This is a genomic window from Paenibacillus sp. S-12, assembly GCF_030363895.1.
GTDB classification, from domain to species: domain Bacteria; phylum Bacillota; class Bacilli; order Paenibacillales; family Paenibacillaceae; genus Paenibacillus_B; species Paenibacillus_B alvei.
On record NZ_JASIUF010000005.1, the window covers coordinates 243,449 to 258,562 of the forward strand.

At 44.9% G+C, this 15,114-nt stretch carries 7 protein-coding genes; 5 read left to right on the top strand and 2 right to left on the bottom strand.

Going from position 1 to position 15,114, the window contains the following annotated elements:
* The first annotated feature begins 175 nt into the window (after positions 1–175).
* Entirely contained in the window at positions 176–8,350 is an 8,175-nt protein-coding gene (locus tag NO352_RS03925) for a non-ribosomal peptide synthetase (RefSeq protein WP_289354949.1), read from the top strand.
* A 40-nt stretch (positions 8,351–8,390) separates the two neighbouring features.
* Positions 8,391–9,269, top strand: coding sequence for a hypothetical protein (locus NO352_RS03930; protein ID WP_289354950.1), 879 nt, complete (start codon positions 8,391–8,393; stop codon positions 9,267–9,269).
* Positions 9,270–9,378: 109 nt separating this feature from the next.
* Here the strand turns inward: NO352_RS03930 and NO352_RS03935 are convergent, their stop codons facing one another.
* Both NO352_RS03935 and NO352_RS25025 read right to left on the bottom strand, forming a co-directional pair.
* Complete coding sequence (locus NO352_RS03935; RefSeq protein ID WP_171415107.1) at positions 9,379–9,606, bottom strand: hypothetical protein; 228 nt, start codon at positions 9,604–9,606, stop codon at positions 9,379–9,381.
* 25 nt (positions 9,607–9,631) lie between these two features.
* Positions 9,632–9,892 (bottom strand): RDD family protein, encoded by a 261-nt coding sequence (locus NO352_RS25025; protein WP_353961219.1) that lies wholly within the window; start codon positions 9,890–9,892, stop codon positions 9,632–9,634.
* A gap of 1,414 nt (positions 9,893–11,306) precedes the next feature.
* On the opposite strand from NO352_RS25025, the gene NO352_RS03940 reads away from it, so the two are divergent.
* From NO352_RS03940 to lepA, 3 genes are all read left to right on the top strand, one after another.
* On the top strand, positions 11,307–12,662 hold the full coding sequence (locus NO352_RS03940; protein WP_289354951.1) for a stage II sporulation protein P: 1,356 nt from the start codon (positions 11,307–11,309) through the stop codon (positions 12,660–12,662).
* Positions 12,663–12,679: 17 nt separating this feature from the next.
* Positions 12,680–13,159 (top strand): DUF3679 domain-containing protein, encoded by a 480-nt coding sequence (locus NO352_RS03945; protein ID WP_268622859.1) that lies wholly within the window; start codon positions 12,680–12,682, stop codon positions 13,157–13,159.
* Positions 13,160–13,286: 127 nt separating this feature from the next.
* On the top strand, positions 13,287–15,104 hold the full coding sequence (gene lepA, locus NO352_RS03950; protein WP_005547870.1) for a translation elongation factor 4: 1,818 nt from the start codon (positions 13,287–13,289) through the stop codon (positions 15,102–15,104).
* Positions 15,105–15,114 lie beyond the last annotated feature (10 nt).

Sequence of the window (15,114 nt, forward strand, 5' to 3'; positions counted from 1 at the left end):
ACTGTGCATGTCTTCTTTTCTGCTTTCGATATGGTCCGTACTGTTATCGTCTTACGCTGAACAATATGAAATTTCCGTTTTGTTTTCGACAAGTTCACAAGACGACGAAGATACATGTTGCAATGCCCATCCGCTAGATATATCTATTCAAAAAGAGGATAACCTTTTCTGTCTGGTGAACAAGGTAAAGCTTCAGTTGGACGAATGTTTCGGCAGAACACGGAGCGAGGAACGAGAGACAGCTCGGAAGGTAAGCGGGAAATGGACACATACGGAGCTGCAGGATTCTATTACCGTCGGTATTATAGAATCGAATGGAGGGTACTTGCAGCCGTACATAAATATAAAGGTTCATTCGAGAGTGGAACAGCAGGGCATCACTTTCTGTTATCGCTATACCCGCGATGAATTGGAATGCATGATACGATACGATGGCAGGAGATATGGCAAAGCGCAGATTAATAGGCTGGGCGGGCATTTTCAAGCATTATTGTCAAACGCGTTGAATGCTCCGAAGAAACCGGTTCTCTTTCACCCCATACTGACCCTAAAGGAATGGAAGCAGTTCGTCCGATGGAACGATACGGATAGGGACTATTCATCCCATAGTACCGTATTTCAATTGGTAGAAGAACAGACTTCCGAGACGCCCGAAGCGGTCGCATTGGAATTCGGCAAACAGAAGCTTACCTATTGCGAATTGAATTGCCGGGCTAATCGAATTGGCAGTTTCATTCTTGACGTATACCGAAAAAAACACAACGCACCTCTTCCGTTAGGGACTTTGGTCGCTATCGTTATGGATAGAAGCGCGGATGTGATACCGGCCATGCTGGGAGTCATGAAAACGGGAGGAGCTTACCTTCCGATCGATCCGCAATATCCCGAAGAACGGATCCGATTTATTTTGAAAGATGCTCAAATAAACTTCATCATGACAAATAACAAGTCGATTGAAAAACTCAAACCGATAATCGCACAACTCGGCATCGATGAGCAGTTGCTTATTTGTGTCGAGGATGGTTTTACGTCTCCTTACAGTCATTCCGATAATCTAAACATACGGGTCAAGCCGAGCGATCTCGCTTACGTTATTTACACTTCCGGCTCTACCGGAAAACCGAAGGGTGTGCTCATTGAACACGCTGGACTTGTGGCGCTGATCCCTTACCTGGTCGACAAATTCGGCATTTCGCCCCAAACAAGAGTCATGCAATTTGCTTCCATCAGTTTTGATGCTTCCGTGTATGAATGGATTGGTACGCTTACAGTAGGAGGAACGCTTGTTGTTCTATCTGAAGATGATCTGCCTCCCTATGCTGACGTTTCAGATGTTCTCGAGGAAAAAAATATTCACGTTGCGATGCTTCCGCCTTCCGTCTTGCGAACGATGGGGGAGAGGGAGTTGCCCGTTTTGCGTACGATCGTGTCGGGCGGGGAGGTCTGTACACCCGACCTTGTAAAGGCTTGGGGGAGACGACGCCTGTTCCTGAACGCGTATGGTCCGACAGAAGTGACAGTTATGTGTTCCGCTGCCCCATGCAGTCCGGGAAGGGAGATAACGATCGGCAAGCCTGTTTATAATAAGCGGCTCTATGTGCTGAACCCGTTTGGGAACCCTGTCCCGATAGGAGTTCCGGGAGAACTGTGGGTAGGTGGAATCGGACTTGCAAGAGGGTACTTGAACCGTGAGGAATTGACTAAAAAAAGTTTTGTAAACAAGGAGATTTTGATAGGTGGCGAATTTCCTCTTCATACGGAAAGGTTGTACCGAACAGGGGATATCGTGAAATGGACTCCAAAGGGGGATTTGGTATTTCTAGGCCGTTGCGATAATCAGGTGAAGATTAGAGGTTTTCGCATAGAACTAGGGGAGATTGAACATCAGCTCTGCCAGTATCCCGGCATCGGCCATTGCATCGTTCAAGCATGGCAGGATGAGCATTCTCCAAAACTAGCTGCGTACTTTACCTCCGACATGGCGATAGAAGACGCTAGTTTGATGCAGCATTTGGCGTCTAAGCTACCATCTTATATGGTTCCTTTTTATTTCTATAGATTGAAAGCGTTTCCGTTGAATGCAAACGGTAAAGTGGATCGCGCTTCTCTCCCGCATCCGAGCACGGTTTGGAACGATTCAATTGAGGCGTCAGTTGACGAAAGCGAAGACGAAATGGAAGCGAAACTGCTTCGAATATGGCGCTATTTGCTGAAGCGGGACAATGTTGGCGTCAATGATCATTTTTATTCCGTAGGAGGAGACTCAATCCTTGCCATTCAGACTGTATCCATGGCCCGAGATGAAGGGATTATCATAACACCTAGGAAAGTTGCGGATCATCCGACGGTGAAAGATTTGTCAACAGTTGCCTTGTGGGCAAATGCGAAAGAAAAAAATAAAAGCGTTAGCGATGACACGCTTGATGAGGATTTCGGACTGAGTCCGATCCAATGTTGGTTTTTCGAGCAGCAGTTTGAAGAACCGCATTATTTCAACCAGTCTCAAATGGTTTTGCTTAACCATTGCGATTGTAACCAACTTACGTCAGCTATAAATAAGTTAGTTCATTTGCACCCAGAGCTTACGTTGGCAGTCGAACAAAATGGCGATGTGTATAAGCAGCGTTATCGCAAGGATGCTGACGTGAAAATTTCCACTTATACGATTCAGCAAGCAGAACGTTCAGAACATGAAATATCGGTGATCTGTGCGAAGTGGCATGGGCAACTGAACTATGAAACGGGAGTGATGATGCGGGTAGGTGTTATCGAGGGGCATCCCGACGGAAAAATACGTCTCTTTATAACAATTCATCATCTTGTTATTGATGGCGTCTCCTGGAGAATTTTGCTTGATGAACTTTATCATTTGTACAGAGGAGGGGAACTTCCCCCGGTTCCGGCTTCATTTAACAAATGGCAGGCTATGTTGATGGATTATGCAGCAAATAAGGGAACCGTCGACCACGTGAGCCATTGGATCGAAGTAAAGAAACGATCCGCCGGATTTTCGTTGCCTGTGGATCATTGCAAAGATAGCTTAATCAATGTTGAATCCGGGGTGCTTCTCTCAACGCTGTCGTTCATTGATACGGAGCGACTACTGAAACAATGCGCCCATGCTTATCGTACGCAAATTAACGATTTGTTGCTTGCCGCCTGGTCATTGACATTGTCTGCATGGTCCGGACAAGATATGGTTTCTTTCCAATTGGAGGGCCATGGACGCGAACAATGTGTATCAGACATGGATTTGACCAGAACGATCGGATGGTTTACCTCTTTGTTTCCTGTATGCATCCACGTGGCGCCTGACGATGCTTTAGGCGAAACGATTAAGTCTGTTAAGGAACAATTGCGGAGCATCCCTCATCATGGAATTTCCTATGGAATTTTACGATATTGCCACCCAGATCAGGCCATTCGAGCGTCGCTGACGGATCCCGAACCTCAAGCGCTGTTCAACTATTTGGGCCAGTTTGGCCATGCCGAGTCAGAGGAGGAGAGTGAGTGGCTGTACTTCACGCAGGATACGGCACAAGATTATAGTTCGCCGCGAAATCGCGGAACAAGCCTGCTGGAGCTAAACTGTTCCATTGTTCATGGGGAACTTCATCTGTTCATGAAATATAGCAAGCGTCATTACGAGGAATCGACAATCGTTCAAGTCATGGAAATATTCACATCGCGATTGCTTTCTATTATTGATCATTGCGTTTATAAGGAATGGGGGGAGTTTACGCCAAGCGATTTTCCGATGGTTTCCCTACAGCAACATGCTCTTGACAATATTGCAAACACATACCATCCACAATGCGGTTTGGAAAAGATCTTGCCGCTTAGTCCATTGCAGGAGGGCCTTCTTTTTCATTATTTAGAGAACCCTGCATCTGATCAATACCATGTACAAATGGTTTGGAATTATGAAGGAAGGCTAAATACCACCTACTACAAGGAGGCATGGCAACGCATCATTACCGAAAATGATTGTTTGCGGACATGTTTTGTTTGGGAGTCGATAGACAAGCCGGTACAATGTGTGGTTCAAAAAATGGAAATGGATTGGACATTGCTTGAGATTGACTCGCAATCCCCTGTTCAACAGAAAGAGTTCGTCGAACGACAGATTACGCTGGATCGAGCTCGCCGCTTCGATTTGAGTCGGCCTTCCCATCGCCTTATGTTAATTCAGAGGTCATCAGAGGAATGGACGGTTGTTTGGAGTTATCATCACATACTTTTGGATGGATGGAGTCTTCCGCTGTTGCTTAATCGGATTCATGAAATTTATTCTTGCAGGCTTGAATTCATGAAGCCGCAGCGCAACTCTTTGCTTTCTTTTGAAGGTTATATCCGATGGCTTATAGAGAAGGAAAGGACGGAATCCGAGTCATTTTGGAAAGCGTATTTGGAGGAAGTTACTGAACCTACCTTGCTTCCTATGGACATAAGCGGTCCGCGATTCGAAGCTCATCGGGCAATCCGTAGACAGCAAATCGAAATACTTCATTTGGATTCAACCTTTACAGGACGAGTGGCGAATTTTGTGAAAACGATGAAAATTTCACTAAACACTTTGGTGCAATTCGCTTGGGGCAAAGTACTTCAAGTGTATCATGATGCGGATACCACCGTATTCGGCATGGTTGTGTCCGGCAGAGGATCGGATCTGGCGAAAGCGGATCGAATCACAGGGCTGCTTATTAATACGCTCCCTTTGGTCATGCGCTGGAATACGGATCAAACGATTGCCGATTATGTACAAGAGCTTCATCGAACCATTCTGAAGCTGAACGATTACTGTTGCGTTGGTATAAACGAGCTGCAGGAATGGAGCCCGATTCAAGGTAATGCGCTGTTCCATAGCATCGTGGCATTTGAAAATTATTTGAATGATTATCGTCAGCCTGCAAACGGCTTGATAATGTCGGCGATCGAGGAAAGAGAGAAAACAAATTACCCGCTAACAATCACGATCGCAAACGTGGGAGAGCAAATCGAAGTCAAGTTCATGTATGATGTTGAAAGGCTTGATGAGGACGCGATTCGTCGTTTGGCGGGAAATCTGCGAAACGTCATGGATATTGCTGTGCAATATCCGGATCGTTTGATTGGCGATGTAAATTTACTGTCCGAAGAGGAATATGTACGAATCGTATACGATTGGAACCGTACTTTTACAGAGTATCCAAACGAGAGCTCTGTTCCCGAACTGTTCAGCGAGCAGGTTATGATTAGACATTCCCAACCGGCAGTGATTACCCATGACAGCATCCTATCTTACGGCAGCTTAGACCGATTGTCTTGGTATGTTGCGAGCTTGCTCGAAGAACAAAAGCCGACGCGCGGAAAGCTTATCGGCGTATGCTTCCCACGTTCTCTTGAATTTATCGTTTCCATACTAGGGGTTTTGAAGGCGGGATGCGCGTACGTCCCAATTGATCCTGATTCCCCAAGGGAAAGGATGAACGATATTATCCAAGATGCAGAACTGGAAACGATAATCACTTCGCGGAGCGATGCTGCTAATATCCTGGAAATCAGCCGAGGAACCCGGCTACATCTGATTTACCTCGACGATTGCGATGCGATTCCGACAGTCCGTTATCCAGAGAAGGAAGCCGTAGCTTCGGCAGCTTCCGACCTTGCTTATCTCATGTATACCTCTGGTTCGACGGGGAAACCGAAAGGCGTAATGATCGATCACCGGAGCATCGTTCGTCTAGTCAAAAACGTCGATTATTTCCCGTTTTCCCCAGATATGAATTTATTGTATACGGGTTCACCCGTATTTGACGCTTCTACGTTCGAAATCTGGGGAACGCTGCTGAACGGGGGACGTCTGCACGTTGTTTCAAAAGACGACCTTTTGAATATTCGACTAGTAGAGACGCGAATGGAATCGTGGAGCATAAACACCTTATGGCTTACCAGCGCGTTATGCAATCAATGGATTGAAGAAAGCATATCGATGTTTAGCGGATTATCATGGCTGCTGGTTGGTGGAGAAATATTATCGCCAAAGGCCATTAATCGCATTCGTCAAGCTTGTCCAGCTATTACGATTCTGAACATGTACGGCCCGACGGAGAACACCACGTTCTCTACGAGCTATACGATCGAGCGACACTTTGAACGAGATATTCCCATCGGCAAACCGATCAGCAATTCCACCTGTTATATTCTGGATAAACGAGGTCGTGTTCAGCCTGTTGGGGCGATCGGAGAGATCTACGTCGGAGGGGATGGTGTATCGAGGGGGTATTGGAAGAACGATCAATTGACGCGAAATGCATTCTTCACTAATCCGTATGCTTCCGCCGAAGATCGCAAGAGAGAAAGAAACATGGTTCTTTATCGGACAGGGGATCGCGCAAGATGGCTTGCGGACGGGAATATCGAATATATAGGACGGATCGATGAGCAGATAAAACTACACGGCAATCGAATTGAACTCGGAGAAATCCAGCATCGCCTTAGCTCTCATTCCCGTGTGAAAGAATGTCTGGTGGTCGTCCGAGAAATTCAAGGGGAACGGCGGTTGATTGCTTATTATACCTCAGAAACGGAGGAGCAGGAAGAACATCTGCGAGCCTTTATGGCTGAGGTTCTTCCTTCGTATATGCTTCCTTACAGGTTCGCGCGACTAGATTCGTTTCCGTTGACACTTAATGGGAAGATCGACCGAAAGAGGCTTCCGTTGCCGGAAGTTCGACGAGTTGCAAATGCAGGCAATTCCTACTGCAACACCGAAATGGAACACAAGCTGGAACTGATCTGGCGTTCCGTTCTTAAGCTCGATCATATCGGCAAGAATGAAGATTTTCATGCATTGGGAGGACATTCCCTCCATGCGCTGCGCATAGCCAGTATTCTGCAAAAGAGCGGTTATCCCGTTACGGTCAACCAAATATTTAGAGAACAAACGATCGAACGTTTAGCTCAATTTCTGAACGGAATGATTCCGGATACGGCGGCAATCGAGGTTCAAGAGCAAGCGCAAAACTCATTGTGGGTGGAGTATCCCGACAACGGGTTCCCGCTGTCGGCGGTACAAAGGAGGTTTATCAAAAGAGATTTGCAAAACCGCAATATGTTCAATGTTCCTTACTTGGCCTTGCTCAAGCGACAAACTTCGAAGCAGGCGGTAAGTCGAGCGATACGAACCCTAGCCGATCGGCATGCGGCATTACGATTGACTTTTGCCAAACTGGATAACGGAGAATGGTATCAATACGAGCAGGGAATCGAAACGGATCAGATTTTTACTTATGTAGATTTGCGAGAGACTCCCGAAGTGCACGACATCTTCATCTCAGATTACAGCTCGAACCTTCAGTATGGCTTTGACATTGAAAATGGGCCTTTGTGGAAAGTGGTATTGTTTGATCACTATGACGGTAGCCGCCAAGTTTTGCTGCTTTTGTTCCATCATTTGATTTTTGACGGAATGTCAATGAACATCTTCTTGGATGATTTAAGGAATCTCCTTCTATTAGACGTCGTTGTTGAAGAAGAGGCGAGCCAGGAACATGGAAGCAGTTACCGGGATTGGTGTCAGGCATTGACGCAATACGTGGCCAACGGCTTACCACTTGCGGCGACGGAGTATTGGAGTAACGTGACCACGGGTGGGAAATCGTTGCAAGTCGACAAGGAAACGGAGGAAAGGCCAGTTCATCGTCAAATGGCGACCAAAGCGTATGATTTACTTGAAGGATCGGAGCGGGTAAGCAGATTAAAAGCGATAGCCGGGCATTGGAAAACGACCCCGCTTTGCGTCTTATTGACGGCATTGTCCCGGGCTTGTTTTGACTTAAAAGGACAATCGGATTTGCTGCTGCATTTGATGTCTTATCAGCGGGAGTCCTTTTTACCCAACATCTCGATTTTCCGGACGATCGGCTTTTTTGCCGGGGCATATCCTGTGCGGATCCGCCTCCAGAACCAAGAGCTTAGAGGGGATATTGAATTGGATCTGAAGCAGGTCAAGCAGACGTTAAGCGATATTCCACGTGAAGGCATGGATTATTTTGCTATGCGATATGTTCTGCCAGATTTGCATAACGGAGTGGGACCGCTTATTGATGGAAGCCACATGTTGTTTCACTACCAATCCGAGGAAACGGCCTGGCAAGCCGATAATCTCTATGAACCATTATCCATTCCTTTTGGAAACACGAATGCGTCGAATAACCCTTCTGCCTACTGGCTAAATATGACGGCTTGCATAAAGAAGGACAAATTATGCCTGACCTGTTATTATAGCTCACTACATTACAACGAACAGACCATTGACCGACTGGCACATCTTTTTTCCTATCATCTGCGCGATTGCATGCAATTGTAGACACGAACGACTACAGCGAGAGGAGATTGAGATTTCGATCATGAAAATCTATGAATTTTGCCCTTTTTTTAACGAAAACCGTGTGGCGGAAATCAAAGTAAACGAAGATGCCCGCTGGATTGATGAGCTCCATGTAATCGAGGCGAACAAAACATTCAGTTATGCGGTCAAACCTCAAAATTTCAATCCGTCTTATATCGGTTCGAAGGTAATTTATCATCCGCTCCATGCCGACAACGTGTTTCGCCAACCGAAGCGACACCAATTGTATTTCAATCCCGAAACCTGTCAATCCGCTAATTTTGACCGGTGGTATTGGCGTTTGCTTAGCTATAATAGTGCGTTTCATAACGAAGCCTATCAAAGAAGTAAATGCTCTGACATTTTGCGAGAGCGGGTAGAGGATGAAGATGTGATTATTTTGGCCGACTTCGACGAGATTATCGACAGTCGCATGGCAGATCGGATCGTTACTGAAGTGAAGAGGCGTCAAGTTATTACCGTTAAGATGCACTATTCCGTCTTTTTCCTTAATTTATTCTGCCGATCGAATCATGGCGCTCCGCATTGGAGCTATCGCGTCTTTGCGATGACCGGCCGCTTTTTCAGAAGCATGCCTTTTTCGGCGGATTACCTGAGGAAGAAGGGGATTGCCGAAGGATTGTATCAAGATATTTACTGTTTGGAGGAACCGGTTGGATTTCATCATTCCTGGCTCGAATATCCTAAAACGGCGCTTCCCAAGCTCCAAGCTTTCGCAGCTAACGTGAAGGACAAAAGCATTGTGAGCGAGGAATATATTAAAAAGTGTCTGGATGATAAAAAGTTGTATTATCTTGACTCTGAACTCTATGTCGATAACGATAAAACGTTTTTGGCTGCCCTTCAAGATGTTCAAACGGAAGATCTTTGGTATTAAAGCTAGCGGGATTCGGGTAGGAGTTGTCTCTATGTTCCTTGCTTAAAGAACAGGTAGGGGGACGGGGAAAATAAACAACTCTATAAGCAGGGGGATGCAGGCGGGACTACTATATGCCCCCGCCTAACAATCCTTTAGCAACATAGCCGATAATAAGCCCTATAATCCACATCAACAATACTTTTCGATTGCTGTTTTCTATTTTTTCGCCGACCACTGCGTCGGCAAAGTAAACACCTAAGAGCATAACAATTCTGAGGACAACATGAATGAAGGGAAAAGCAAAACCGCAGGAAAGCGCCACAAATTGAATGAGCAAAACCAAACTTTTATTCATGTAACACCTCTAAAATTATGATTTGTCAATCATTTTTATCCCATACTACATACATATTTCCCAACTTGTCATGTAAAGATTGTTTGTTGGATCTAGAGCAATTAATATCATTCCTGCGAATAATAAAGCTCATAGATAAAAATTTCCCGATTATTTCCCTTAGCAGGGCTTCATCCCAGGATATTTTTTTGTTCGTGACAGGTATGACTTTGATTCCCATTATCATTTTACCAAGTGTTTGCTCAAATAGATACGTCAAGATAAAAACTAAAATCCTGGAAAGCATACTTTTGCGACTGTAACTAAAAAACTTTTGTTATTGCTCGTTAAAAAAACATCGAAAATAATATAGAGTAATGAAAATGTGAAAATCAGATCTAAGATAAATGCATAAAACCTAACCCAAAAGCCGGCATGATTCAATGTGTGGGGAGCCATTACAGTTACCTCCATTCCTGAATACCCCATATGTTTATTTTAGCATGTACAATATTTGAGGCGTAGAATCGAAAAGCTGCGCTGCTGCTGCTTTTATCTGCTCTTCTAGAGGGGTTATATGAGCTGCTTGAGGCAAGATTTGATTCAAGAAAGATGAGTTTTTGCTATACTGGATGATTTGTGCTTTGTTTGAAAGTTTCATTTGGATAAAATTCGTGGCATCCTCCAAATTTCCGAATTCATAAACTAATCCAAGTTCCTTTAGAGAAAGGTAACCTTTTATTTTTTAAGTAAGAATACGGTAATGCAAAACAGAATGTACGGTTCAAGATGTTTCTCATCATCTCGCTTACATGAGAAGGGAGCAATCCGTTATCTTGATGAATCCCTTTCATTAGTGTTGCATAGTCCTTGGTTGTAGAACAGGGTTGTTTACATGATTTTATTCGTTGCAACTCGATATCGTAATTATCAGACTGGTTCAAAGTATTAATATAATGGTTATGTTCGTCATTGTTGAGGAGTTGATGCATATAGACGGCACGTTCTATATATTCCTCAGAGCCCATATGCCGTATCTTATGTTTAAGAGTTTTTAAAGAAAGTTTTTCTGCATCTTTTATATGCATGCACATGATGCTAGCAGAGGTTAGAGGGAATAAAGGGTCATGATTATTAAATGGAAGTTCTTTATCGTATCTTTATTGTTCAAGTCCTGATTTTTATTAGAAATAGATATCCAGGAAAATAATTTTAGGAAGCACATATAATTCTTTATCTATTGCATTCGATTATTTATTGTTTATGCAAAGAAGATTTCCTTACGTTTTTTTAGGAGATTCAATCTCTTACTTTGTAGACGGAATGATGTATGAAGGAATAAAAGCATATTATTAGATATCCATCGTAAGTATGCAAATGGGGGCAGGCTTTGGTTGGAACTTTTATAAAAAATATGGGTGAGAAGTCCCGAGGGTAAATCGTACGCATTATCACTTTCTGCAATTAAAATGAAGTACAGTACAAAAAAAAGATAAGGGGAAGGTTTGAGATATCGAAATAGTTCGCAGTTGTGTATGAAGGTATAGTGGCGCTGTCAGCAGCTAGCTTGAATAGAACATGTATCTAATTAGAATAATTGATACTTAATATGTTTGTTCTATTTCATAGATTGTCCTCATAGATTCTAGTAAAAGTACTCTCTTAGATGAATGATCCTTTGCTTGAGCTGAGAGAGGAAGGCGGAAGAAGGAGGACTGCGCATGTTTCGGACATTTAATGTAGGAAAGTGGAAGCGTAAATGGCTGCAGGCGCTCGTTATGGGACGGACGTTTGCATTGTTGTCTATCGGAACGGCTATGTTTTTTATCGTATTAGGCCTTGGAGGAATGTTGGAGAATAAGCTGAACTCTTCTCCGTTATCTTCGATGAAGGGAGTTGCAGCACAGTTATCGACACGCTTCTTTGTCGATATGATGGCTATGGAAATGCCAAATCTCCCGAAAGGGGAAGGGGAAGCAACACTTACTCGCAATCAAGTGGCCCAGTTCCTTGTCAGACTTGCGACGAATGTGAATCCGCTAGATCCTAAAACGCTGCTGGCTGGCGAAGTACCAGGAATTAATAGAGATGCAGCGATCCCATTGAGACTGAGCATCGGTAATCAAACTGGCATTGGGCCGCAGGATTATCCAACACCTACTGATCAAGAGGGCAGCTCTCAAGCCGAGCATGGAGGAGAGCCGCCGCATGATGTCATTCAGGGGGAGGTTATAGACGGAAATAAAGATAAGGGGAGTGCGGAACCTCCCAAGTCGACTGATCCATCTACGGATTTAAAACCAGACAAGGATGAATCAACAACGCAATCGGGAGGCAATTCAAATTTGCGCAAGATCGTATTCATCTATCACTCTCATAACCGAGAATCCTTCAATCCACTGCTTAAGAAGGAAAGTAACAATCCGAATGATGCAAAGAAGAATATTACACTGGTTGGCAAGCGATTGCAGGGGCAGTTAGAGAAGCGAGGAATCGGGGCCTCTCATTCCAATAAAGACTATGCTTCAAGTGTAGAAGGGTACAATTGGAACATGTCTTATAAGTATTCGAAGCAGACGGTAAAACAAGCGATGAGCGCGAATCAGGAACTGCAATTTTTCTTCGATATACATCGAGATTCGAATAGACGCAAGGATTCAACCGTAACGATAAAGGGAAAGGACTATGCGAGAGTTTATTTTATTATCGGGCACTTGAATCCGAATTGGAAAAAGAATGAGCAGTTTGCAAATGAGATTCATGAACGGCTGGAGAAGAACTATCCAGGGATTTCCCGGGGAATATTCGGCAAAACTGCATTACAAGGAAATGGAGAGTACAATCAGTCGCTTTCTCCGAATAGTGTCGTTATCGAAATTGGGGGCATAGACAACACATTAGAGGAGCTATACCGGACTGCTGATGTGCTTGCTGATTTCATTGCCGATATTGTTCACAAAAAGAAGGATGCCAAGCCGGTAAACAAGCCAATACCTAACCCAATCATCAAGGGGAAAGGTGCTGACAAAACAGTGATGGGCAAGACTCAATCGAAATCTGCGGGAGCAAAAGGGTAACCGAAGGGGGCGCTTGCATGACGCGATTTATGAAGCAATTGATCGGTGTCGTCGTACTGCTGACGCTAGGTGTATTTATAGGTATGGAAATCACCTCCTCGGGGATTGAGCGCATATATGGGCCGATCAATGCGTCCCGCGCAACAAGCGCCTTGGATTCGACTGACAGATACGCAGCCCCAGGGTCATATCGAGACAATCTGCCAATCGATAACCGCCGACATTCGAACGGGGAGACTGCACTGCAGGATAATCCTCGAACGGCGATGAACGAAACAGAAACTCGAGTTGAGGATAAGCGCCAAAACCAATTGGAAGCGGAACGTAGTGAAACAAATAGGCATGTGAATGAGATGAACAATTCGGATAGTTGGCCTGTTCCGCCAGTGAAGGATGCTACCGTGAACCAATTGGCTGACAAGACGGCAGGCGTGCTGCAGCGTGTGTCACAGGCTGGAATTCGGGCAGTTGTTGGCTTGTTTAATGGGTTGTTCTAACCTTCAGCGGTTCTCGGCAAAAATGGTCATGTCAGAGAGGATTGTATGCCCCCATTGCTGTTAGAGGGTCATTCCGGTATAATAAATAAATTGAATCTTGGCATAGTGGTGGGGGTATTGAAATCGAATGACGGAATTGCTGTCACGACAAAAGAAAATTCGGAATTTTTGCATCATAGCACATATTGACCATGGCAAATCTACACTCGCCGACCGGATATTAGAATATACGGGGGCTTTAACGTCCCGTGAAATGCAAGCTCAAGTACTTGACCAGATGGATCTGGAGCGTGAGCGGGGAATTACGATTAAACTACAGGCTGTACGCTTGAGCTACAAAGCAGACGACGGAGAAGAGTACATCCTGAACTTGATCGATACACCGGGACACGTCGACTTCACGTACGAAGTATCTCGCAGCTTGGCAGCATGTGAAGGGGCGCTGCTCGTTGTAGATGCTGCACAAGGGATTGAAGCTCAGACGCTGGCGAATGTATATTTGGCGCTTGACAATGACTTGGAGATCATTCCGGTCATCAACAAGATCGATCTTCCAAGTGCGGAGCCTGAACGTGTAAAGCAGGAGATCGAAGAAGTAATTGGGCTGGACTGCTCTGAGGCTGTTCATGCCTCTGCCAAAGCGGGTATCGGAATCAAGGAAATTTTGGAGCAAGTAGTTCAGAAAGTACCTGCTCCAACGGGAGACCCAGAAGAGCCGCTTAAGGCGCTCATCTTCGATTCCCACTATGACCCGTACAAAGGTGTTATCGTGTACGTTCGTGTCATTGATGGCGCGATTCGTGCAGGCAGCAAAATTAAAATGATGGCAACGAACAAAACATTTGAAGTTATCGAGGTTGGTGCGTTTAAGCCGCGCATGTCGATCGTCGACGAGCTTAATGTTGGTGATGTTGGTTTTGTTGTTGCGGGCATTAAGAATGTAGGAGATACTCGTGTAGGTGATACGATAACCGATGCGAAGCATCCTACTGCGGAGCCACTTCCAGGTTACCGTCGTATCAATCCAATGGTATTCTGCGGCTTGTATCCGATCGAGACGTCGGACTACAATGATTTGCGGGAGGCGCTGGAGAAGCTGCAATTGAATGATGCGTCTCTTACATTTGAACCAGAAACGTCCTCAGCGCTTGGTTTTGGCTTCCGCTGTGGTTTCCTTGGTCTTCTGCACATGGAGATTATCCAGGAGAGAATTGAGCGTGAATTCAATATTCCGCTCATTACGACTGCACCAAGCGTTATTTATCGCGTTACGCTGACGAATGGCACTTCTTTAGACATCGATAACCCTTCAAATTATCCAGAGCAGGGCAAGATCGATTTTGTAGAAGAACCTTATGTCAAAGCATCTATTATCGTGCCTAACGATTTCGTTGGAGCGATTATGGAGCTGTGCCAAGGCAAGCGCGGTGAATTCGTTGATATGCAGTATCTGGATACGACTCGTGTAACGATTACGTATCAAATTCCATTGTCGGAGATTGTATATGACTTCTTCGATCAATTGAAGTCAAGCACAAAAGGATATGCATCCTTCGACTATGAACTATCCGGATACCGCAAGTCTAATCTTGTGAAGATGGATATCATGCTTAACAACGAGCAAGTCGATGCATTGTCTGTTATCGTACACAAGGATCGCGCATACCATCGCGGTAAACTCATTTGTGAGAAGCTGCGCGGGCTTATTCCGCGACAAATGTTCGAAGTTCCGGTTCAGGCATCTATCGGAACAAAGATCATTGCGCGTGAAACCGTTAAGGCAATGCGTAAAAACGTACTCGCAAAATGCTACGGCGGCGATATTTCCCGTAAACGGAAGCTTCTTGAGAAGCAGAAGGAAGGGAAGAAGCGCATGAAGCAGGTCGGCAGCGTTGAGGTGCCGCAGGAAGCGTTCATGGCCGTATTGAAAATCGACGATAACTAATTCGGAGGAG

Excerpts from the sequence above, each read along its gene's own strand:
- NO352_RS03930 (WP_289354950.1), top strand. The coding sequence starts at position 8,391 with ATGAAAATCTATGAATTTTGCCCTTTTTTTAACGAAAACCGTGTGGCG.
- NO352_RS03945 (WP_268622859.1), top strand. The coding sequence starts at position 12,680 with ATGACGCGATTTATGAAGCAATTGATCGGTGTCGTCGTACTGCTGACG.
- NO352_RS03940 (WP_289354951.1), top strand. The coding sequence starts at position 11,307 with ATGTTTCGGACATTTAATGTAGGAAAGTGGAAGCGTAAATGGCTGCAG.
- NO352_RS03935 (WP_171415107.1), bottom strand. The coding sequence starts at position 9,606 with ATGAATAAAAGTTTGGTTTTGCTCATTCAATTTGTGGCGCTTTCCTGC.
- lepA (WP_005547870.1), top strand. The coding sequence starts at position 13,287 with ATGACGGAATTGCTGTCACGACAAAAGAAAATTCGGAATTTTTGCATC.
- NO352_RS25025 (WP_353961219.1), bottom strand. The coding sequence starts at position 9,892 with ATGCTTTCCAGGATTTTAGTTTTTATCTTGACGTATCTATTTGAGCAA.